At 75.1% G+C, this 20,576-nt stretch carries 19 protein-coding genes and 1 riboswitch; of the genes, 7 read left to right on the top strand and 12 right to left on the bottom strand.

Translation table 11 applies throughout. The features are described 5' to 3' along the window. Positions 1 to 94: 94 nt before the first annotated feature. Complete coding sequence (locus tag ACFVXN_RS14745) at positions 95 to 2,047, top strand: penicillin-binding transpeptidase domain-containing protein (RefSeq protein ID WP_389233857.1); 1,953 nt, start codon at positions 95 to 97, stop codon at positions 2,045 to 2,047. A 128-nt stretch (positions 2,048 to 2,175) separates the two neighbouring features. Next, positions 2,176 to 2,251: riboswitch (cyclic di-GMP riboswitch) on the top strand. A 14-nt stretch (positions 2,252 to 2,265) separates the two neighbouring features. Beyond that, complete coding sequence (locus ACFVXN_RS14740) at positions 2,266 to 2,433, top strand: hypothetical protein (protein ID WP_389233854.1); 168 nt, start codon at positions 2,266 to 2,268, stop codon at positions 2,431 to 2,433. Between the two features lie 84 nt (positions 2,434 to 2,517). On the opposite strand, the gene ACFVXN_RS14735 is transcribed toward ACFVXN_RS14740, so the two are convergent. Continuing rightward, a complete protein-coding gene (locus ACFVXN_RS14735) occupies positions 2,518 to 5,073 on the bottom strand; it encodes a flippase-like domain-containing protein (protein WP_389233851.1) in 2,556 nt (851 codons plus the stop codon). 174 nt (positions 5,074 to 5,247) lie between these two features. Between ACFVXN_RS14735 and ACFVXN_RS14730 the strand changes: the two genes are divergently transcribed. Continuing rightward, positions 5,248 to 5,886: a DUF308 domain-containing protein gene (locus ACFVXN_RS14730; RefSeq protein WP_389233848.1), complete on the top strand. Its 639-nt coding sequence runs from the start codon at positions 5,248 to 5,250 to the stop codon at positions 5,884 to 5,886. Here the strand turns inward: ACFVXN_RS14730 and ACFVXN_RS14725 are convergent. Further along, positions 5,879 to 6,646 carry a CPBP family intramembrane glutamic endopeptidase gene (locus tag ACFVXN_RS14725; protein WP_389234073.1) on the bottom strand — a complete coding sequence of 256 codons (768 nt, stop codon included), beginning with the start codon at positions 6,644 to 6,646 and terminating at the stop codon, positions 5,879 to 5,881. The two genes, ACFVXN_RS14730 and ACFVXN_RS14725, sit on opposite strands and share 8 nt — an antisense overlap. Positions 6,647 to 6,944: 298 nt before the next feature. Here ACFVXN_RS14725 and ACFVXN_RS14720 point away from each other — a divergent pair, with 298 nt between their 5' ends. Genes ACFVXN_RS14720 through ACFVXN_RS14705 form a run of 4 tightly spaced genes read left to right on the top strand, consistent with a single transcriptional unit; the run spans position 6,945 to position 9,638 of the window. Next, a complete protein-coding gene (locus ACFVXN_RS14720) occupies positions 6,945 to 7,634 on the top strand; it encodes a hypothetical protein (RefSeq protein WP_389233845.1) in 690 nt (229 codons plus the stop codon). After that, on the top strand, positions 7,631 to 7,933 hold the full coding sequence (locus ACFVXN_RS14715) for a transcriptional regulator (RefSeq protein ID WP_389233842.1): 303 nt from the start codon (positions 7,631 to 7,633) through the stop codon (positions 7,931 to 7,933). The genes ACFVXN_RS14720 and ACFVXN_RS14715 overlap by 4 nt, the downstream gene beginning before the upstream one ends. Beyond that, a complete protein-coding gene (locus tag ACFVXN_RS14710; RefSeq protein ID WP_389233839.1) occupies positions 7,930 to 8,853 on the top strand; it encodes an ABC transporter ATP-binding protein in 924 nt (307 codons plus the stop codon). Before ACFVXN_RS14715 ends, ACFVXN_RS14710 begins: the two co-directional genes overlap by 4 nt. Further along, complete coding sequence (locus tag ACFVXN_RS14705; RefSeq protein ID WP_389233836.1) at positions 8,850 to 9,638, top strand: ABC transporter permease; 789 nt, start codon at positions 8,850 to 8,852, stop codon at positions 9,636 to 9,638. The genes ACFVXN_RS14710 and ACFVXN_RS14705 overlap by 4 nt, the downstream gene beginning before the upstream one ends. Before the next feature lie 224 nt (positions 9,639 to 9,862). On the opposite strand, the gene ACFVXN_RS14700 is transcribed toward ACFVXN_RS14705, so the two are convergent. The 10 genes from ACFVXN_RS14700 to ACFVXN_RS14655 all read right to left on the bottom strand — a co-directional run bounded on the left by ACFVXN_RS14700 (position 9,863) and on the right by ACFVXN_RS14655 (position 20,431). After that, entirely contained in the window at positions 9,863 to 10,624 is a 762-nt protein-coding gene (locus ACFVXN_RS14700; RefSeq protein ID WP_389233833.1) for a copper homeostasis protein CutC, read from the bottom strand. A gap of 131 nt (positions 10,625 to 10,755) precedes the next feature. Next, positions 10,756 to 13,257, bottom strand: a complete 2,502-nt coding sequence (locus ACFVXN_RS14695) for a heavy metal translocating P-type ATPase (RefSeq protein WP_389234070.1) — start codon at positions 13,255 to 13,257, stop codon at positions 10,756 to 10,758. Between the two features lie 71 nt (positions 13,258 to 13,328). Then, positions 13,329 to 13,559 carry a heavy-metal-associated domain-containing protein gene (locus tag ACFVXN_RS14690; protein WP_389233830.1) on the bottom strand — a complete coding sequence of 77 codons (231 nt, stop codon included), beginning with the start codon at positions 13,557 to 13,559 and terminating at the stop codon, positions 13,329 to 13,331. A 30-nt stretch (positions 13,560 to 13,589) separates the two neighbouring features. Further along, positions 13,590 to 13,871, bottom strand: coding sequence for a metal-sensitive transcriptional regulator (locus ACFVXN_RS14685; protein WP_389233827.1), 282 nt, complete (start codon positions 13,869 to 13,871; stop codon positions 13,590 to 13,592). A gap of 118 nt (positions 13,872 to 13,989) precedes the next feature. After that, a complete protein-coding gene (locus tag ACFVXN_RS14680; RefSeq protein WP_389233824.1) occupies positions 13,990 to 14,166 on the bottom strand; it encodes a hypothetical protein in 177 nt (58 codons plus the stop codon). Continuing rightward, on the bottom strand, positions 14,144 to 14,662 hold the full coding sequence (locus ACFVXN_RS14675) for a hypothetical protein (RefSeq protein WP_389233821.1): 519 nt from the start codon (positions 14,660 to 14,662) through the stop codon (positions 14,144 to 14,146). The genes ACFVXN_RS14680 and ACFVXN_RS14675 overlap by 23 nt, the downstream gene beginning before the upstream one ends. Before the next feature lie 152 nt (positions 14,663 to 14,814). After that, a complete protein-coding gene (locus tag ACFVXN_RS14670; protein WP_389233819.1) occupies positions 14,815 to 16,518 on the bottom strand; it encodes a dipeptide ABC transporter ATP-binding protein in 1,704 nt (567 codons plus the stop codon). Beyond that, a complete protein-coding gene (locus ACFVXN_RS14665) occupies positions 16,515 to 17,561 on the bottom strand; it encodes an ABC transporter permease (RefSeq protein ID WP_389233816.1) in 1,047 nt (348 codons plus the stop codon). The genes ACFVXN_RS14670 and ACFVXN_RS14665 overlap by 4 nt, the downstream gene beginning before the upstream one ends. Position 17,562: 1 nt before the next feature. Further along, entirely contained in the window at positions 17,563 to 18,678 is a 1,116-nt protein-coding gene (locus ACFVXN_RS14660) for an ABC transporter permease (RefSeq protein ID WP_389233814.1), read from the bottom strand. Positions 18,679 to 18,766: 88 nt separating this feature from the next. Then, entirely contained in the window at positions 18,767 to 20,431 is a 1,665-nt protein-coding gene (locus ACFVXN_RS14655) for an ABC transporter substrate-binding protein (protein WP_389233811.1), read from the bottom strand. Positions 20,432 to 20,576 lie beyond the last annotated feature (145 nt).

Below are 20,576 nucleotides of genomic sequence, written 5' to 3'. Positions count from 1 at the left end.
GATCCGCCCGCCCGGCGGGGCCCCGTTCCCTAGGCTGGCGCAGGTCAGCGAGGGGACGTCGATGGGGAGCAGCTCGGTGCGCAGGGGGACGGCAGTGACGGGCACGGGCAGGGGCACAGTCGCCGTCGCGGCGCGGCGCGGCGCGCGCGCGTCGGTCGCGGTCGGGGCGGTGGCGGCGCTGGTCGTCGTGCTCGGCGCGTGCACGGGTGGCGGCGAGGACGAGCGGCAGCAGGCGGCGGACGCTCTCGCCGCGGCGATCGGCTCCGGCGACTTCGCCGACGTCCCGCTCGACGGCGCGACCGCGGCGGAGGCGGCGGAACAGCGCACGGCCGCCTACACCGGGCTCGACCCGTGGGTCCCGCAGGTCGAGGCGGGCGACGTCGTGGTGCCCGAGGGCGTGGACGACGCGGCGTCGGTCGAGCTGGCGTTCACGTGGGACGTCGACAGCAGCGACGCCGACTGGACCTACACGACGCACGCGAACCTGGCTCGTGGCGAGGACGGCTGGCAGGTCCGCTGGACGCCGATGCTGCTCGCGCCCGACCTCGCGCCGGCGGAGGCGCTGACGGTGCGCAAGGAGCAGGCCGCCCGGGCGGACGTGCTCGGGGCCGGCGACGCGGTGCTGGTGACGTCGCGACCGGTGTCCCGCGTGGGCATCGACAAGACCCGGGTCGACGCCGCCGCCGCCGACGGGGCCGCGCGCGGGCTCGCCACCGCGCTCGGCCTGGACGTCGAGGCGTACGCCGCCCAGGTCGCGGCGGCGGGGGAGAAGGCCTACGTCGAGGCGATCGTCGTGCGCGACGGCGACCCCACGTACGACGTGGCGGCGCTGGCCGCGCTGCCGGGCGTCAACGTGCTCGCGGACACGCTGCCGCTGGCCCCGACCCGCGCCTTCGCGCGGCCGGTGCTCGGCACGGTGGGGCAGGCGACCGCGGAGATCGTCGAGGAGTCGTCGGGGGCCGTCGCCGCGGGCGACCTCACCGGGCTCGGCGGCTTGCAGCGCCAGTTCGACGAGCAGCTGCGCGGGCTGCCGGGCCTGACCGTCGCGGCGACGGCCGGCGGGTCCCAGTCGCGCGAGCTGTTCCACGTGGAACCGCAGGTGGGGCAGCCGCTGCGCACGACGCTCGACCCCGGCCTCCAGCAGGCCGCCGAGGACGTCGTCGCGACCGTCACCGCCAGCGCGAGCGCGGTCGTGGCCCTGCGTCCCTCGACCGGCGACGTGCTCGCGGTGGCCAGCGGACCCGGCGGCGGCGGGATGTCCACCGCGACGCTCGGCCTGTACGCACCGGGATCGACGTTCAAGGTCGCGTCGTCGCTGGCGCTGCTGCGCGCGGGGCTGACCCCCGACAGCACCGTGACCTGCCCCCCGACCGCGACCGTCGACGGCCGTGAGTTCCAGAACTACCCGGGCTACCCGGCGTCCGCGCTCGGCGACATCCCGCTGCGCACCGCGGTCGCGGAGTCCTGCAACACCGCGTTCCTCACCGCCGCCGACCAGGCCCCGCAGGCGGCGCTCGCGTCCGCGGCGCAGGCGCTCGGGCTCGCGGACGACGCCGAGCTCGGGTTCGCCGGGACGCTGGGCGTCGTGCCGGCGGACGCGACCGGCACCGACCACGCGGCGTCGATGATCGGCCAGGGCCGGGTCCAGGCCACCCCGCTCGGCATGGCGACCGTGGCCGCGTCGGTCGTCGCGGGGTCGCGGGTCACCCCGCGCCTGGTGGTCGACGACCCGGACGCCACCGCGGCCCCCGCACCCGGGGCGCCGCTGACGGCGACCGAGGCCGACGCGCTGCGGCAGATGATGCGGGCCGTCGTCACCGAGGGGGGCGGCGACTTCCTGCAGGACGTCCCGGGTCCCGAGGTGATCGCGAAGTCCGGGACGGCGCAGTACGGGTCCGGTGCCGAGCTCGCGAACCACGCGTGGATGATCGCGGCGCAGGGCGACCTCGCGGTCGCGGTGTTCGTCGAGACCGGCGACTTCGGCTCGACGACGTCCGGGCCGCTGCTGGAGACGTTCCTGCGGGCCGCGGCGGTCCCGGCGGGCTGAGCGGCGCCGACGGACCACCCGGTCGGGATGTCCGTTCTGTCCTGAGTGGGTGAAATGCTCGGACTTGCGCGTCTGGTCGGCGGAACCCCCTTCCGCCCGAGCCGCACCCCGGCCTACAGTCGGCGGGTCAGCGACAAGAGCAAACCCTCCGCGAGGAGGGGACGCAAAGCCACGGGACCCTCGACGGTCAGCCGGGCTGCCGAACGAAGGACTCCGACATGGACCAGCGCGGCTTCTACGAGCCCACCGACCGCGATCTCAGCGGCTCCGACCTGCGGCCCGAGGTCAGCACCTCCCGCCTCGCGACCTGGTCGCGCATCGCCTCGGCACGGGCCGCGCGCGCCGACCTGGTGCCCGCCCAGCGCGAGTGCACCTCGGCCTCCTGAGGGTCTGCTGAGGGCCCGGCCCTCAGCAGCACCGACCCACGCCGGGTCGCGCCTTCCGTGCGCGGCCCGGCGTCGTCGTCCCGGCTAGAGCTCGCCGACGCGCTGCAGGTAGCGCATCGAGGCCCAGCCCACGGGGATCCGCAGCCAGTAGGTGAGCACCCGGAACAGCACGGCGACCGAGGTCGCGACACCGGGGTTCACGCCGACCACGGACAGCGCGCCGGCGAGCGCGATCTCCGTGGTGCCGATGCCGCCGGGCGTCGGGGCGACCGACCCGGCGGTGTTGCCCGCGAGGAACACCACCGCGACCTGCACCAGCGACAGCTCCTGCCCGAACGCGCGCAGGCAGACCTCGAACGCCAGCACGTAGCCGAAGGTCGTCAGCACGTTCCCGGCGATGCCGATGGCGAGGCGCGACGGCTGGCCGACGACCTCGATCAGCCGGGGCCAGGTCTGGCGGAGCGTCGGCAGCGTCTTGGTCGCCACCCACTGCCGGACGCGGGGGACCAGCAGGGCGCCGGCCGCCAGCGCCGCCAGGACGCCGATGACGACCACGACGACCGGCGACACCGTGAACCGCTCGAGCTGGTTGGTACCCGACGCGACCGACAGCACGAGCAGCAGCAGCATCGTCACCACGAACTGCGCCACCTGCACCAGCGCGACGGTCGCGGTCGCCAGCGACGCCGAGGTGCCGCGCCGGGTCAGCAGCCGCAGGTTCAGGGCCGCCGGGCCGATGCCGGCCGGCGCCGCGAGGGCCACGAACGTCGCGGCGGACTGCGCGACCGTCGCGCGCCACAGCGACAGCCGCACGGGCGAGAACGCCACCAGGGACAGGGCCGCGCCGAACAGCGTCGCCATGCCGAGCACGAAGGCCAGCACGCTGAGCCGCCAGTCCGTCGTGGACAGCGCGTCGAGGATCGTCCGCAGGTTGATCGACGTCAGCAGGATGATGACGGCCGCGGTGGTCAGCAGGATCGTCAGCACCGTGCGCGCGCCGAACCGGATCAGCTGCTGCGGCTCGACGTCCGCCTCGGGCAGGCGCGCCACGAGCGCGGACCGCAGCTCGGCCAGCACCTCCTTGTGGGCGCGCAGCTCCTCGCGGGTGCGGCGCGGCAGGGCGATGGGCTGCAGCAGCGGGCCGATCGCGGCGATGTCGCTCTCCGGCAGCACGGCGACCGCGGACTCCAGGGCGCGCGCGGGTCCGACGCGGAGCGCGAGCAGCGCGACCAGCTGGGTGCGGTCCATCCGGCGCGCGAGGTCGGACGACGCGACGTCGCCCTGCTCCCACCCGACCACCCAGACCGTCGGTCGGCCGTCGCCCTGCGCCACCAGGATCGTGTCGCTGGTCAGGGTGCGGTGCGCCAGCCCGGCCTCGTGCGCGGTGCCGATCTGCGCCCAGATCTCCTCGAGGACGGCGTCGGTGATCTCCTCGGGCTCGAGGTCGGCCAGCGGGACCGCGTCGGGCACCCGGTCCTGGACGAGGATCATCGACGACTCGGCCTCGCCGAGCCCGCGCAGCTGCGGCGTCCGCACCCCCGCGGCGGTCGCGGTGTACGACAGCAGCGCGGCGCGCTCCGCGGCCTGCCGCAGCGAGACCACCGAGCGGCCGTCGAGCCCGCGCAGCCGCAGGGACCGCCACAGCCGGCTCAGCAGGCCGACCACCTGGCGGTCGCCGTCGAGGACGACCACGTCGAGCATCCGGCCGTCGTCGGTCGTCATCTCGTAGACGCGGTGGTCGGTGGACCGCGCGATGCCGCGGGCGGCCGGGGTCCCGGCGGTCGCACCCGGCCCGGGGACCTCGACCTCCTCGTCCGGCACCCGCACCAGCAGCAGGGGGTGCCAGCCAGCACGGCGCACCCCGGCGACCAGGCTGGCGCCGTAGGCACGCTCGGACCGGACGCCCGACACGTACCGCACGGCGAGCCCGCTGGCCCGGCCGATGAGCAGCGCGACAGCCACACCCGGCAGCGAGACGCCCGAGGTGATGACGAGGATGCCGACCGCCACCCAGACCAGGTTCCACGACCACGCGACGGTGCGGCGCCGGTTGCGGGGGCCGGTCGCCGTCAGCAGCCCCGCGATCAGCGCCATGTACCCGGGGATCGTCAGCGTCAGCTGCCCGGCGAGCCGGACCGACAGCCCGGCCACCAGCTGCTCCGACCCCAGGTGCTCGATCAGCCACGCGGCGCTCGACGCCACCAGCACCGCGACGATGGCGGCGACCGAGGCCTCGACCATCTGCCGGCCCAGCCGCCGGGCCGCCAGCTCCACCAGCACCGCGATCGGGACGATGAACGTGACGACGCTCTCCAGCAGCGCCACCGGGACGATCAGCAGCTGGCGCAGCAGCGTCGCGAACCCCTGCACGTCCTCGGCGACGCCGGTGGTCGTGTTGTGCGCGTACGTCGCGAGCACCATCACCGCGACCGCGCCGAGCAGCGACAGCACCACGCCGAGCAGGTCGCTGGGGTGGTGCACCCGGACCTCGGGGGAGTCGACCACCTGCGGGCGGCCGAGCCCGTCCGTCGCGGGGCCGTCGGCAGCGGGTGCGCCCGTGGGTGCGCCTGCGGGCGCGTCGGCGGCCGGCCCGTCGGGTCGACCGGGCGCCGCCGGCGCGTCGGTCGAGGCGTCGGACATGGTGTGGAGTCTAGGCAGCGCGACCCCCGCGAGGGGGCCCGGCGGGCGTCTGCGCGCCGGATTCGGTCCCCGGGGATGACCCCGGGCTCAGGCCCCTCCGTCGCGAGGATGACCCCGCGGGTCTAGCGTGACCCGCACGGAGCGTGACCAGCACGGACAGAGGTGGAGACGCACGTGGCGAAGGACCTGGACGGCCGGGTGGCGGCGGTGCTGCGCTCGGTGTGGTGGCTGCCGCTGCTGCGCGGCGTGCTGATGGTGGTGCTCGGCCTGCTGCTGCTGGTCGAGCCGCTGGGGACGCTAGTCGCCCTGGTGTGGGTGTTCGGGGTGTTCGCGGTGGTCGACGGCGTCGTCGTGCTGCTGCAGGCGCTGCTCGCGCGCGGCCGCCCCGGGAGCTCGTGGCTGGTCGCGGAGGGCCTGGTGAGCGTCGGGTTCGGCGCGCTCATCATGCTCTGGCCGGGCGTGACGGCGCTCGTGCTGTTCTACCTGCTGGCCCTGTGGGTGCTGGTGCTCGGCGTGACCGCGGTGATCGTCGCGGTCACCCAGTTCCGCGCCCGGGACCTCGCGTGGTCGGGGACGCTGGTGTTCGGCCTGGTCGGGTTCCTGTTCGGCCTGCTGCTGGCGATCAAGCCGCAGGGCACGGTCGACGTGATCCTCACCGTGTACGGGCTGTTCGCGTTCGTCGCCGGGGTGGTGCTGGTCGTGTCCGGGCTGGCGACGCGCTCGCTGGTCCGGCAGCTCGACGCGGCGCGCGCCGGCGGCACGACCGGGTCGACGGGGTCCTCGGGGCCGGCGTCGGGCGCGGGCGTCAGGTGATGCCGAGGGCCTCGCGCCAGGCGGCTGGGACCAGCGCGTAGCCGACGAACGCGACCACGTCGAGCACCGTGTGCGCGACGACCAGCGGCATCGTCCGGCGGCGTCGGCGGAAGTACTCCGCGAACACCAGGCCCATCACGACGTTGCCGATGAACGGGCCGATGCCCTGGTACAGGTGGTACGAGCCGCGGACCAGGGCGCTCGTGACGAGGATCGCGGGGGTCCGCCACCGCAGGTCGCGCAGCCGCTCCATGAGGTAGCCGACGACCACCACCTCCTCGAGCAGGGCGTTCTGCAGCGCCGACAGGACCAGCACCGGGACGGTCCACCAGGCGGCCCCGAGGGCGGCGGCCTGGACCTCGACGGTGATGCCCAGCGCCCGCCCCGCCACGTACAGGCCGAGGCCGGGCAGCCCGATCAGCGCCGCCAGCCCGACGCCGACCCCCAGGTCACGGAGCGGGCGGGTGCGGTCCAGGCCGATCCGCCGCACCGCGCTGCGGCCGTTCGCGGACAGCAGGTACAGGGCCAGGGCGACGGGGACCAGCGCGAACCCGATGGACAGCAGCTGGTAGGTGAGGTCGAGGTACGGCCGGGCCGAGCGGCTGGCGTTCAGCGTCGCCGTCTGCTGGCCGAGCGGCGTGCTGTCGGTGAGCCGCGCGACGATGTTGACCAGCGCGTACACGCCGGACTTGCCGAGCGACAGGCCGAGCACGATCCAGACCTCGACGGTGAGGCGCCGGCGCCAGGCGCGGTCGGACACGGGCGGGGTGCCGGGCGTGCTGGGGCCCGGCGTGCTGGGGCCCGGCGTGCTGGGGCCCGGCGTGCTGGGGCCCGGCGTGCTGGGGCCGGTCGCGCTGGTGCCAGGCAGGGCGGGCTCCGGTGCGTCGGTCACGGGCGGCAGCGTAGGGCCCATCGCTGGGTGACGCCTGGACGGGGCCTGGACCGCACGGCAGACCGCACCGCCGGGTACGGGGGCGGGTTGCCTGCGAGCAGTGCCAGCGAGTAGTTTGCAGCGCAAAGTCGTTGGCATCCCGTCGGCGGCCGAGAGAGGACCACCGATGACCCCGCAGCCCGCCGAGACCCCGGACGCCGCCGACGGTCCCGGCACGCCGGACGCCCCGCTCGACCTCGCCGCCGCCCGCGCGATCATCGAGGCCCAGCGCACCCGGGTCCGCACCACCGCGTACACGGACGACCGCGTGATCTTCGCGATCTGGTCCACCGCGTGGACCGTCGGCTACGGCGTCCTGTGGGCGACGAGCCGCGACGGCGTCGACCGGATGCCGGGCTGGGCCTGGGGCGTGTTCGGCGCGCTGATCCTCGCCGGCGTCGTCACCACCGTCCTGCACTCGCTGCGCCGGATGTCCGGCCTCGACGGGGTCAGCCGCCGCACCGGCGCGCTGTACGGGTGGTCCTGGTTCGTGTCCTTCGTCGCCGCGCAGGTGCTGATCGGCGGGCTCGCCCGCGCCGGGCTGCCGGACGAGGGCGTCGCGCTCGCGGCCAACGGCATCTCCGCGCTGATCGTCGGGATCCTCTACATGGCGGGCGGCGCGCTCTGGCAGGACCGCGCGCAGTTCGTCCTCGGCGTGTGGATGGCGCTCGTCGCGGGCGTCGCCACGCTGGTCGGGCTGCCCGGCACGTTCGCGGTCATGTGCCTCGCCGGCGGCGGCGGGATGGCGGTCGGCGTGCTCGCCGCGCACGTCGCCCAGCGCCGGGGCCGGGCCGCCCGCCGCGGAGCGGTGGCATGACGGACGCGGACCTCGACCCCGTCATCCACGCCCAGTCCCGGCTCCGCGTCGTCGCGACCCTCGCGGCGCTGGCCCCCGGCGACCGCCTCACCTTCCCCCGGCTGCAGCAGCTGCTCGAGATGACCGCCGGCAACCTGTCCACCCATCTGCGCAAGCTGGAGGAGGCGGAGTACGTGACCGTCCAGAAGACCTTCGAGGGCCGCACGCCCGCCACCTACGTCGAGCTGTCCGGGCAGGGCCGCGCCGCGTTCGAGCGCTACACCCGCGCGCTCGCCGAGCTGCTCGGCGGCGCGCTGTGACCGCCGCCGTCGGGGCGCCGCTGGTCGAGCTCGACCGGGTCACCCGACGCTACGGCGACGTCACCGCCCTCGACGACGTCTCGCTCACGGTCGGCGAGGGGGAGATGGTCGGCCTGCTCGGACCCAACGGCGCGGGCAAGTCGACGCTGCTGTCGCTGGTGAGCGGCCTGCGCCGCCCCGACACCGGCACGGTGCGCCTCTGCGGGCTCGACCCGCGCGACCCGGCGGCGCGCGCGGGCCTCGGCAGCACCCCGCAGGAGACGGGCCTGCCCGAGACGCTGAAGGTCGGCGAGGTCGTCGACCTCGTCGCCGGGCACTACCGGTCGCCGATGCCCCGCGGCGAGCTGCTCGAGCGGTTCGGCCTCACCGACCTCGCGCGGCGCCAGACCGGCGGGCTGTCCGGGGGTCAGCGCCGACGGCTCGCGGTCGCGCTGTCGCTGGTCGGCCGGCCCCGCCTCGTGCTGCTCGACGAGCCCACCACCGGCCTCGACGTCGAGGGCCGGCACGTCCTGTGGGGAGCGCTGCGCGACTACCAGGCGGACGGCGCGACCGTCGTCGTCACCAGCCACTACCTCGAGGAGGTCGAGGCCCTGGCCCGCCGGGTCGTCGTGATCGGCCAGGGCCGGGTCCTCGCCGACGACGACCTGGCGACGGTGCTCGCGATGGCGTCCGCCCGGCGGGTGCTGCTCGCCGTGCCGCCCGCGCACGACGCCGGGCTCGCCGCGCTGCCAGGGGTCCTCGACGTGCAGCGCGAGGGCGACCGGACAGTGCTGCTCGTCGCGGACGCCGACGCCGTGGTGCGTGCCCTGGTCCGCGCCGACGTGCCGTTCCGCGACCTCGAGGTGCGCGGCGCCTCGCTCGAGGAGGCCTTCCTCGCCCTCACCGCGACCGCCACCACGCCCACCCAGGAGCCCCGATGACCGCCCCCGCCCTGCGCGCCGCCCCCGTCACCCGGTCCTGGCTGCACCTGGCGTGGCTGCACACCCGGTTCCAGCTGCTGGAGACCGTGCGGGTGCCGATCGCCGTCATCGGGAACCTGCTGTTCCCCGGGGTCGCCCTGCTGTTCTTCGTCGTGCCGCAGCCCGCCGTCGCCGGTGAGCCGCTCGTCGCCGTCGCGGCGGTCGCGCAGCTCGGGACGTTCGCGGTGATGTCCGCGTGCCTGTTCTCGCTGGGTGCGGGTGTCGCGGAGGACCGGGCCCGCGCGTTCGACCCCTACCTGCGGACGCTGCCCGCCGGCGCCGGGCCGCGCCTGACCGGCCGGATCGTCACCGGCGTCGTGTTCTGCCTCGCGGCGCAGGTGCCGGTGATCGCCATCGCCGTGCTGCTCACCGAGGCGTCCACGTCGCCGTGGCGGCTGCTCGGCGGGATCGGGCTGGTGCCGCTGATCGCGGTGCCGTTCCTGCTGCTCGGGCTCGCGATCGGCTACGCGATGACCGCGAAGGCGGCGCTCGCCGTGGTGCAGGCCGTGCTGTTCCCGCTCGCGTTCGCCGGCGGGCTGTTCCTGCCGCCCGAGGCGTTCCCCGGCTGGCTGGACGCCGTCTCGCACGCGCTGCCGTCCCGCGCGGCCCGCGACCTCGCCGTCCAGGTGACCACCGGGTACGGGCCGTCGGCGTCGGCGCTGCCGGTGCTCCTCGGGTGGACCGTCGTGTTCGCGGTCCTCGCGGTGCTGGCCTACCGCCGCGACGAGGGCCGCCGCTTCCGCTGACCCCCTGCACCCCCGCACCCCCGCCCCCCGCACCCCCGCCCCCCGCACCCCCGCCCCCCGCACCCCCGCACCCCGCGGTTGACGAGTGGTCACGACACGCGGGTGCGGCGGGCTGCACGCCAGCGTGTCGTGACCACTCGTCGACCGGGCGGAGCGTCGACCGGGCGGACCGGGTGGAGGTGGGGCGGGTCGCGGGGCCTGCGGGCGGTGTGGGCGCGCGGCGGCTACGCGTCGGTGGGCTGGACGCGGGCCAGCGCGGCGACGGCGTCGGCGACCACGGCCGGGTCGGTCACCGTGTACCCGGCGGTGCCGCCGCCCCCGGGGCCGCCGTCGTCCGTCACGGGTCGTCCGGCGGACAGGTGCACGGCGTCGACGCCGGCGGCGACGAGGGCGCCGATGTCGACCGGCCGGACCCCGCCGCCCGCCATCACCTGCACCGCGCCGGCGGTGTGCTCGACCATCGCGGCCAGCCGGCGGACGCCGTCGATGCTGCGGTCCGCGCCGCCCGAGCTCAGCACGCGCGTGACGCCGGCGGTCGCCAGCGCGTCGAGCTCGGCGAACGGGTCCTCGACCGCGTCGACCGCGCGGTGGAACGTCACGTCCCGGCCTGCGGCGGCCTCGACCAGGGCGGTGAGCGCCGCGGTGTCGACGTGCCCGTCGGCCGTCAGGACGCCGACGACGACCCCGTCGGCCCCGGCGTCGACGGCCGCGCGCACGTCCCGGACCTGCACGTCGAGCTCGTCGGCGTCGTACACGAACGACCCGGGCCGGGGTCGCACGAGGACGTGGACGCCCGGCGGCGTGGCGCCGGTGGCGGCGCGCGCGTCCCGCTCGGCGACCAGCGCGGCGAGGAGCCCGGCGCTCGGCGTGAGGCCGCCCGTCGCGGCGAGCGCGGCGCAGAGCTCGACCCGGACGGCGCCGGCGTCGGCGGCCACGCAGAAGCCCGCGAGGTCCTGCACGGCGATCTCGAGGACGGGACGCGACACGGCAGGGGCTCCTTCGGCAGCAGGACGGCTCTGGTACCGAACCGTAGCCGCTGCGGACGGCCGCGGGCGGGACCCCTCACCCCTCGGCCCGGCGCCCCCGCCGGGTGGGGCGGGGGCGCCGTCGTGCGGGGTCAGGAGAACCGGCGCAGCCGCAGGGAGTTCCCGACGACGAGCACCGAGCTGAACGCCATCGCCGCGCCGGCGATCATCGGGTTCAGCAGCCCGAGCGCCGCGAGCGGGATCGCCGCGACGTTGTAGGCGAACGCCCAGAACAGGTTCTGCTGGATGACCCGCAGCGTCGACCGCGACAGCCGGACCGCCTGCGCGGCAGAGCGCAGGTCGCCGCGGACCAGCGTCACGTCGGCCGCCTCGATGGCGACGTCCGTGCCGGTGCCCATCGCGAGCCCGAGGTCGGCGGACGCGAGGGCCGCGGCGTCGTTGACGCCGTCGCCGACCATCGCGACCCGGTGGCCCTCGGCCTGCAGGCGCTGGACCACGTCGACCTTGTCGGCGGGCAGCACCTCGGCGATGACGTCGTCCGCGTCGATGCCGACCTCGCGGGCGACGGCGTGGGCGGCACCGGCGTTGTCGCCGGTCAGCAGCACCGGGCGCAGGCCGAGCGCCCGCAGGTCGGCCACCGCCGCGCGGGAGGACTCCTTGACCGGGTCCCGCAGGACGAGGACGCCGCGCGCCGCGCCGTCCCAGGCCACCAGGACGGCGGTGGCGCCGTCCGCCTCCGCGGCGGCGAACCGGTCCGCGAGGTCGGGGTCGGCCTCCGCGCCCTGCTCGGCGACCCACCCGGGCCGCCCGACGAGGACCCGGCGGGACAGGCCGACGCCGGCGTGGGCGGTCCGGACGACCCCGCTGACGCCGCGACCGGGCGTGGCGAGGAAGTCGTGCACCTGGTCCGAGCCGATCGCGACCCCGTCGCCACCGACCCCGTCCCCACCGGCACCGTCGGGTGCGCCGGTCGTGGCTGCCGCAGCGGCCGCCTCGGCGACGGCCCGGGCGATCGGGTGCTCGGCGAGCTGCTCGACCGCCCCGGCGTACCGGAGCACCTCGTCGGCCTGCGCCGGGGCGGACCCCGCCGGGACCAGGACGTCGACGAGCGCCATGCGGCCCTCGGTGACGGTGCCGGTCTTGTCCAGGACGACGGTGTCGACGGTGCGGGTCTGCTCCAGCGTCTCCGGGCCCTTGATGAGCACGCCGAGCTGGGCGCCGCGGCCGGTCCCGACCAGCAGCGCGGTGGGCGTGGCCAGGCCGAGCGCGCAGGGGCACGCGATGATGAGCACCGCGACCGCCGCCGTGAACGCGGCCTGCGCGGACCCGCCGGTCAGCAGCCAGCCGGCGAGCGTGCCGAGCGCGAGCACCAGCACCACGGGGACGAACACCGCGGAGATGCGGTCCGCGAGCCGCTGGACCGGTGCCTTGCCGGTCTGGGCGGCCGCGACGAGCCGGCCGATCTGCGCCAGCCGCGTCTCGTCGCCGACGCGGGTGGCGCGCACGACCAGGTGGCCGCCCGCGTTGATCGTCGCGCCGGTGACCTCGTCGCCGGGGCCGACGTCGACGGGCACCGGCTCGCCGGTCAGCAGGCTCGCGTCGACGGCGCTGGTGCCGGACACCACGACGCCGTCGGTCGCGACCTTCTCGCCCGGGCGCACGGCGAACTCGTCGCCGACCCGGAGCCGCTCGACCGGGACGCGCTGCTCGGTGCGACGGCCGTCGGGGCCGCCGACCAGCAGCGCGACGTCCTTCGCCCCGAGGTCCAGCAGGGCGCGCAGGGCGTCGCCCGCCCGCCGGCGCGACCGGTGCTCGGCGTACCGGCCCGCGAGCAGGAACGTCGTCACGACGGCCGCGACCTCGAAGTACAGCTCGGGCATGTGGCCGCCCATGTCGGCGGCGGGCCAGAGCGTGGGCTCCATCCGCATGCCGAGCTGCCCGGCGCCGCCGAGCAGCAGCGCCCACAGGGACCAGCCGGTCGCCGCGACGATGCCGATCGACACCAGGGTGTCCATCGTCGACGCGCCGTGCCGGGCCGCGCGGGCCGCGGCGCGGTGGAACGGCCAGGCCGCCCAGGTGGCGACCGGCAGCGCGAGCGCCGCGACCAGCCACTGCCAGCCGCGGAACTGCGTCGCGGGCACCATCGACAGCACGAGCACGGGCAGGGTCAGCACGGTGGCGACCCGCAGCCGGCGGCGCAGGTCGGTCCCGCGCGCGTCGGTGGGGGCGGAGGTGTCCTCGTCCGGGTCCATGTCGTGGCCGGGCGCCATGCTGTGGCCGGACAGCGCGTGCTCGCGGGGGTCCATGCCGGGCGCGTCGTGGCCGGTGCCGACGTGGCCTGCGCCGTCGTGGGCAGCACCGCCGTGGCCGGCCGCGTCGTGGTGCGTGTGCGCGTCGGCGGGCGCGGGTGCCGACCCGGCCGGGGCGTCGAGCCCGCGGGCCGCCGTCACCCGGGCGTCGTACCCGGCCTTGCGCACCGCCTCGACGAGCGCGTCCGCGTCGGCGGTCGTGCCGTCCTCGGCGGGGCGGACCTCGACGTGCGCGCTCTCCAGCGCGAGGTTCACGGTCGCCTGGGCGCCGGGGACGCGGTTCAGCCGCTTCTCCACCCGCGCGACGCAGGACGCGCAGGTCATCCCCTCGACCGCGAGGTCGACGGTGGCGACGGGCAGCGCGGGGACCGCAAGGCGCGGCCGGTCGTCGGCTGTCACAGCAGCGACCCGCGCGGGGTGACGGCGTACCCGGCCTCGTCGACCGCGCCGGCGATGGCCTCGGGGGACAGCGGCGCGTCGGAGGTGACCGTCACGGGGGAGGACCCGCCCGCGACCAGGTCGACCTGCACGTCGGTCACACCGGGCAGGGCGGTGAGCTCCTCGGTGACGTGCCGGACGCAGTTGCCGCAGGTCATGCCGTCGACGGCGAAGGTGGTGGTGCTCATGGGGGTGTTCCTCTCAGGGGGTGGGTGCGCTCAGGAGCGGACGAGGCGGGCGATGGCGTCGGCGGCCTCGCGGACCTTGGCGGCCCCGGCCTCCTCGGACTCGCGCGCGGCGTCGACGACGCAGTGGCCGAGGTGGTCCTCGACCAGGCCGATGCTCACGGCCTGCAGCGCCTTGGTGACGGCGGAGATCTGGGTGAGCACGTCGATGCAGTAGACGTCCTCGTCGACCATGCGGGCGATGCCCCGGACCTGGCCCTCGATGCGCTTGAGGCGCTTGAGGTAGTCGTCCTTGTCGCTGGTGTAGCCGTGCACGTCGCGCTCCTCCCGTCCGGGCGCTCGGGTGCCCGTCCTCGGGAGGAACGCTATACCCCCTGGGGGTATTCCGGAGCGGGCCGGACGTCCTGCCGGGAGCGCCGCCCCGGTCGGAGGGTCAGATGCGCTCGCTCGTCCGCCGGCCGCTGCGGACGAGCTCGTCCTGCAGCTCCTGGAACCGGGCGTCGAGCTGGGCCCGCAGCATCTCGACCCACTCGTGCTGCTCGTACATCCACGGCTCCCACGGCCGGCCTGCGGAGTCGGTCCGGGTCTCAGGCCGGGGCTCGACGGTCATGGCGATGCTCCTCGTCGTCGTCGGAAGTGGCGGAGTCGGGGGCCAGCGGATCCAGCAGTGAGCGGGCCGCGGCGGTCTGGATCACAGTCTCGGCTTGCGCCGCGAGCGCCTGCAAGAGCAGTTTCTCGCCGTCGCGCAGCGGCTCGGGGTGCGCCCAACGGTCGGCGCGGGCCAGCCGGTAGGCGTCCCACCACTGCTGGTCCCGGCGCGCGACGAGGTCCGCTCGCCGTCGCTCCTGGCGTCGCCGCGACTCGTCCCGGGTCTGGCGTCGCCACTGGGCGAGCGCCACCATCGCGGCTCCGGCCGCGGCACACCCGCCAAGCCCGGGGCTGCGCACGAACGAGTCGGTCCACGTGAGCACGGCGAGGATCACCTGGCGGGTCGACTCGTCCCGCAGCCCCGACGCGACGAGTGCGACGAGCAGTGTGGTGAGGGTGCCGACGACGCCCGAGGCCCACGCCGCACGCGCCCGCCGTCGCTTCCGTCGTGTCTCCATGCCGCCTCCCCGGGTGCCGAGCCACCACCGTCGCACCCGACACGCCGGGAGCGGCCGCCGTCCCCAGGCCCGGTCCCGCCGCCGAGGGCGGCAGACGCCGCGAGGGCGCGCACCCGACGGATCGGGTGCACGCCCTCGCGGGTGCGGGTGCCTCAGACCAGCGCGCGCCAGGCCTCGCGCCGCCCGGCCTGCTCCACCGGGTCCGGCACGGGCAGGCTCGCCAGCAGCCGGCGGGTGTACTCCTCGCGCGGGGCGCCGAGCACCTCCTCGCCGGTGCCCTCCTCGACGAGCCGCCCGCGGTGCAGCACCGCGATCCGGTCGGCGAGCAGGTCGACGACGGCCAGGTCGTGGCTGATGAACAGGCAGGCGAACCCGAGGGACTCCTGCAGCTCGGCGAACAGCTCGAGCACCCGGGCCTGGACCGACACGTCGAGCGCGGACGTCGGCTCGTCGGCGATCAGCAGCTCCGGGTCCAGCGCCAGCGCCCGCGCGAGCGACGCCCGCTGGCGCTGGCCGCCGGACAGCTCGTGCGGGTACCGGTCGCCGAACGCCCGCGGCAGCTGCACCGACTCGAGCAGCTCGTCGACCTTCGGCCGGGCGGCCCGCGCGTCGCCGGCGCGCCCGTGCACGACCAGCGGCTCGGCCACGCACTCGGCGATGGTGAGCAGCGGGTTGAAGGACGTCGCCGGGTCCTGGAACACGAACCCGACCCGGCTGCGGATCGGCCGGATGCGGCGCTCGCGGACGCCGTTCATCTCGACGCCCAGCACCTGCAGCGACCCGCCGGTGACGGTGGTCAGCCCCGCGATCGCGCGGCCGATGGTGGTCTTGCCGGAGCCGGACTCGCCGACCAGGCCGACCACCTCGCCGGGGCGGATCGCCAGGGAGACCCGGTCGACCGCCTTGAACCCGGGCTGCCGGAGCCGGCCGGGGTAGGTGATCTCCAGGTCCCGCGCCTCGACGACCGGGGTCTGCTCGGCCCAGCCGGGCGCGCGGGCGGCGGCCCGGGCCCGGGCGTGCGCGCCGCCGGTCCCGATCCGCGGCACGGCGTCGAGCAGCGACCGCGTGTACGGGTGCTGTGGGTCGGCGAACAGCTCCCGGACGGGGGCCTCCTCGACGATCTCGCCGGCGTACATCACCGCGACCCGGTCGGCGAGGTCCGCGACGACGCCCATGTTGTGCGTGATGAGGACGATCGCGGCGCCGAACTCGTCCCGGCAGCGGCGCAGCAGGTCGAGGATCTCGGCCTGCACGGTCACGTCGAGGGCGGTGGTCGGCTCGTCGGCGATGATGACGCCGGGGTCGAGGACCAGCGCCTGGGCGATGACGATGCGCTGCTTCTGCCCGCCGGAGAACTGGTGCGGGTAGTGGTCGATCCGGTGCTCCGGGTCGGGGATGCCGACGCGGCGCAGGATGTCGACGGCCTTGGTCCGGGCCTCGGCCTTGCTGAGCCGACCGTGGGCGCGCAGGCCCTCGATGATCTGCCAGCCGACGGTGTAGACGGGGTTGAGCGAGGTCGACGGCTCCTGGAACACCATCGCCGCGTCCCGGCCCCGCACGCGGCGCAGCCCCGGCTTGTCCAGGCCGAGCACCTCGCTGCGGGACGCGCCGTCCTTGGAGGACAGCACGACGGTGCCGCGGGTGGTGGCGGTCGACGGCAGCAGCCCGAGGATCGTCTTCGCGGTGACGGACTTGCCCGAGCCGGACTCGCCGACGACCGCGAGCACCTCGCCGGCGCCGACGGACAGGGTCACCCCGTCGACCGCGCGGACGTTGCCCGCGTCGGTCGCGAACGACACGGACAGGTCGGTGATCTCGACGACCGGCGCGGTGCCGGTCTGCTGGTCGGCGCTCATCGGCCGCCCTCCGTCCCGGGCTCGAGGCCCTCCAGCCCGCCGGGCGCGGTGAGCGCGCCGCCGGGGACCACCGAGGTGGCGGACACGTCGCCGGCGACGTCCGCGGACGCCCTCCGGGTGCGCAGCCGCGGGTCCGCGAGGTCGTTCAGCGACTCACCGACCAGGGTCATGCCCAGCACGGTCAGCACGATCGCGACGCCGGGGAACACGGAGGTCCACCAGATGCCGCTGGTCACGTCCGAGATCGCGCGGTTGAGGTCGTAGCCCCACTCGGCGGCCTGGCTCGGCTCGATGCCGAACCCGAGGAACCCGAGGCCGGCGAGCGTGAGCACGGCCTCCGACGCGTTGAGCGTGATGATGAGCGGCAGGGTGCGGGTCGCGTTGCGCAGCACGTGCTTGATCATGATCCGGCCGTTGCTGGCGCCGATCACGCGCGCGGACTCGACGAACGCCTCGGACTTGATCCGGATGGTCTCCGCGCGCACCACCCGCAGGTACTGGGGTGTGAACACGACGGTGATCGACAGCGCCGCCGCGAGCACACCGCCCCACATGTCGGACTGCCCGCCGCTGATGACGATGGCCAGCACGATCGCGAGCAGCAGGGACGGGAACGCGTACACCGCGTCGGCGACCACGACGAGCACCCGGTCCAGCCAGCCGCCGAAGTAGCCGGAGACCAGGCCGAGCAGCACGCCGATGAACAGGGACGCGACGATCGCGATGACGATGACGAGCAGCGCGGTCCGCGAGCCCCAGATCACGCGGGACAGCACGTCGTAGCCGCCGACGGTGGTGCCGAACCAGTGCTCGGCGGACGGGGGCTGCTGGGCGCCGAACCGGCCGTCGGCGTCGCGGAGCTGGCCGTAGCCGTAGGGCGCGAGCAGCGGGGCGAGCGCCGCGCCGATCACGAGGAACGCGGTGAGCACCAGGCCGGTGACGAGCATGCCGCGCTGCAGCCCGACGCTCTGCCGGAGCTGGTGGACGACGGGCAGCCGCCGCCAGCCGCGGCGCGGGGTCGCGGGGGTGGTGGTCGTGGTCATCTCAGTACCTCACCCTCGGGTCGATCAGCGCGGCGATGACGTCCACCAGGAAGTTGGTGACCGCCACGATGACCGCGAGCATCACGACGATGCCCTGCACGGCGACGAAGTCGCGGGCCTGCAGGTACTGGGACAGCTGGAACCCGAGGCCGCGCCACTCGAACGTCGTCTCGGTGAGCACCGCGCCGACCAGGAGCATCGCGACCTGCATGCCGATCACGGTGACGATCGGGATGAGCGCGGGCCGGTAGGCGTGCTTGCGCAGCAGCCGGGACTCGCGGACGCCGCGGGACCGGGCCGCGTCGACGTAGCCGGAGCCGAGGGTGCCGATCACGTTGGTGCGGACCAGCCGCAGGAAGACGCCCGCGGTGAGCAGGCCGAGCGCCAGCGCGGGCAGCACGGCGTGCTGGAGCACGTCCGCGATCACGTCGGGGTTCCCGGTGCGGAACGCGTCGATCAGGAAGATGCCCGTCGGGTCGTCCAGCTGCCGCATCTCGATCTCGGAGCGCGTCGACGCGCGCCCGGCGACCGGCAGCCAGTCGAGCTGGACGGCGAACACGAGCTTGAGCAGCAGGCCGGCGAAGAACACCGGCGTGGCGTAGCAGGCGATCGCGAACACGCGGAGCACGGCGTCCGGCACGCGGTCACGGAAGTACGCGGCCGCGAGGCCCAGCGGGATGCCGACGACGAACGCGACGAGCAGCGCGTAGAACGCGAGCTCGAGGGTGGCGGCGCCGAACGTCGTGAGCACCTCGGTGACGGGGCGGCTGTCGCTCAGCGTGGTGCCGAAGTCGCCGCGCAGCAGCTGGCCGAGGTACTCCCAGTACTGCACGAGCACCGGCCGGTCGTAGCCGGCGGCGTGGATCCGCTCGGCCAGCTGGTCGGCCGGGAGGCGGCCGCCCTGGGCGGCGGTGATGGGGTCGCCGGTCGCGCGCATCAGCACGAACACGACGGTGACCAGGATGAACACGGTCGGGATGATCAGCAGGAACCGCACGAGCAGGTAGCCGCCGAGGCCGCCGCCGGTGCGCTTCTTCTTCGGCGCTGCGGGGGTGGGGGCGTCGGGTCCTGCGCTGGTGGTGGGCTGCAGCGGTCCTGCGGTGGGGGTGGAGGTCATGTCGCTCGCTCTTCGTCGCCCGGTGACGCCCCGACGCGGGCCGCTCGGTGGTGCTGAGCGACCCGCGCCGGGCGTCGGGAGTGGTGGATCAGCCGATGGCGAGTGCGCCGTAGCGGAACTTGAACGAGGCGTCGAGCGTGTCCTCGGTCCCGGTGACGTCGGCGCCGACCACGGCCACCTGCGCGCCCTGGAGGTACGGGACGGTGGACAGGTCCGCGGCGACCGCGTCCTGGATCTGCTCGATGAGCGCGGTCCGCTCGGCCGGGTCGACGGTGACGGCCTGCTTCAGGATCAGGTCGTTCACCTCCTGGTTGTCGTAGTGGTTGCCCAGGAAGTTGTCCGTCAGGAAGAACGGCGTCAGGTAGTTGTCCGCGTCCGAGTAGTCCGGGAACCAGCCGAGCTGGTACGACGGGTAGACGTCGGAGGTGCGGTCCTTGGCGTACTGGACCCACTCGGTGGTCTGCAGGTCGACCGTGAACAGGCCGGTGGACTCGAGCTGGTCCTTGATGAGCGCGTACTCCTCGCCGGAGGACGGGCCGTAGTGGTCGTTGCTGTACTGCAGCGACAGCTGGACGGGGGTCTCGACGCCCGCCGCCTCCAGGCGCTCGGCCGCCGCGTCGGCGTCCGCGCCGCCCTCGCCGTCGCCGTACAGGCCCTTGAGCGAGTCGGTGGCGCCGGTCAGGCCCTCGGGGACGTAGGAGTACAGCGGCGTGTAGGTGCCCTTGTAGACCTGGTCCGCGATCTCCTCGCGGTCGATCAGGTCGGCCACCGCGCCGCGGACGGCGAGCGCCTTGGCGGGGTCGGCCTCCGGCGTCGTCGCGCCGTACGGCTGGGTGTTGAAGTTGAACGTGATGTAGCGGATCTCGCCGCCGGGGCCGTCGACGACCTTGACGTCGTCGTCGCCGCGCAGGTCCTCGATGTCCGTGGAGGACAGGCTGCGGAACGCGACGTCCACGTTGCCCTGCTGCACGTCGAGCTTCAGGTTGGAGGCGTCCGTGTAGTACTGGACGTTGATCTCCTCGGTCTTCGGCGCGCCGAGCAGGCCCTGGTAGTCCGGGTTGGCCTGGTAGGTCAGCAGGTCGTTCTGCGCGTAGTCCGTCAGGACGTACGGACCGGCGAACGCGTTGCCGGCGACGATCTCGTCGTCCGGGGTCAGCGCGTCGGCGGCGAACACGTCCTCGTCCACGATCGGGCCCGCGGGGCTCGACAGGATCTGCGGGAACACCTGGTCGTCGGGGGACTTCAGGGTGAACACGACGGTGGTGTCGTCCGGCGCGGCGACGCTGTCCAGGTTGTAGAGCAGCGAGCCGGGGCCGTTGCCCTCGTCGGCGCCGGACTCGAAGATCGCGAGCTGCCGGTCGAACGTGAACTTCACGTCGGAGGACGTGAGCGCGTTGCCGTTCGCGAAGGTCAGGCCGTCCTTGAGGGTGACGGTGTACTCGGTCGGCGAGGTGAACTCGGCCGACTCGGCGATGTCCGGCTCGACGTCCGGGTTGCCGTACGTGGTGTTCATGAGGAACGGGTAGACCTGGTTCATCACCGCGAACGAGCCGTTGTCGTACGAGCCGGCCGGGTCGATGGTCGTGATCTTGTCCGTGGTGCCGATCAGCAGGGCGCCGCCGCCGCTGTCGCCGCCGTCGGAGGCGCCGTCGTCGTCGCCCGACCCGCCGCACGCGGCGAGGACCAGGGCGGTGGCGACGAGGCCGGCGCCGGTCGCGAAGCCGCGTCGGCGGCCGTGGGGAACCGCAGTCATGCGTGTACCTCTTCCCTGAAGTGCGGGCTCGGGGTGCCCGTGGCGGTGTCGGTTGCCGGACGCCCGCGCAGCGACATCGTCTCTCGCCGCGAGATGAGAAGTCCGGCGGGTGAGACCGCCGTGATGTGGCTCATAGGATTAGCAC

This window comes from Cellulomonas sp. NPDC058312, from assembly GCF_042880135.1.
Lineage (GTDB): Bacteria > Actinomycetota > Actinomycetes > Actinomycetales > Cellulomonadaceae > Cellulomonas.
This window is presented reverse-complemented; position numbering and strand designations above follow the sequence as displayed.

Excerpts from the sequence above, each read along its gene's own strand:
- ACFVXN_RS14740 (WP_389233854.1), top strand. The coding sequence starts at position 2,266 with ATGGACCAGCGCGGCTTCTACGAGCCCACCGACCGCGATCTCAGCGGC.
- ACFVXN_RS14735 (WP_389233851.1), bottom strand. The coding sequence starts at position 5,073 with ATGTCCGACGCCTCGACCGACGCGCCGGCGGCGCCCGGTCGACCCGAC.
- ACFVXN_RS14720 (WP_389233845.1), top strand. The coding sequence starts at position 6,945 with ATGACCCCGCAGCCCGCCGAGACCCCGGACGCCGCCGACGGTCCCGGC.
- ACFVXN_RS14715 (WP_389233842.1), top strand. The coding sequence starts at position 7,631 with ATGACGGACGCGGACCTCGACCCCGTCATCCACGCCCAGTCCCGGCTC.
- ACFVXN_RS14705 (WP_389233836.1), top strand. The coding sequence starts at position 8,850 with ATGACCGCCCCCGCCCTGCGCGCCGCCCCCGTCACCCGGTCCTGGCTG.
- ACFVXN_RS14695 (WP_389234070.1), bottom strand. The coding sequence starts at position 13,257 with ATGACCTGCGCGTCCTGCGTCGCGCGGGTGGAGAAGCGGCTGAACCGC.
- ACFVXN_RS14690 (WP_389233830.1), bottom strand. The coding sequence starts at position 13,559 with ATGAGCACCACCACCTTCGCCGTCGACGGCATGACCTGCGGCAACTGC.
- ACFVXN_RS14680 (WP_389233824.1), bottom strand. The coding sequence starts at position 14,166 with ATGACCGTCGAGCCCCGGCCTGAGACCCGGACCGACTCCGCAGGCCGG.
- ACFVXN_RS14675 (WP_389233821.1), bottom strand. The coding sequence starts at position 14,662 with ATGGAGACACGACGGAAGCGACGGCGGGCGCGTGCGGCGTGGGCCTCG.
- ACFVXN_RS14670 (WP_389233819.1), bottom strand. The coding sequence starts at position 16,518 with ATGAGCGCCGACCAGCAGACCGGCACCGCGCCGGTCGTCGAGATCACC.
- ACFVXN_RS14665 (WP_389233816.1), bottom strand. The coding sequence starts at position 17,561 with ATGACCACGACCACCACCCCCGCGACCCCGCGCCGCGGCTGGCGGCGG.
- ACFVXN_RS14660 (WP_389233814.1), bottom strand. The coding sequence starts at position 18,678 with ATGACCTCCACCCCCACCGCAGGACCGCTGCAGCCCACCACCAGCGCA.
- ACFVXN_RS14655 (WP_389233811.1), bottom strand. The coding sequence starts at position 20,431 with ATGACTGCGGTTCCCCACGGCCGCCGACGCGGCTTCGCGACCGGCGCC.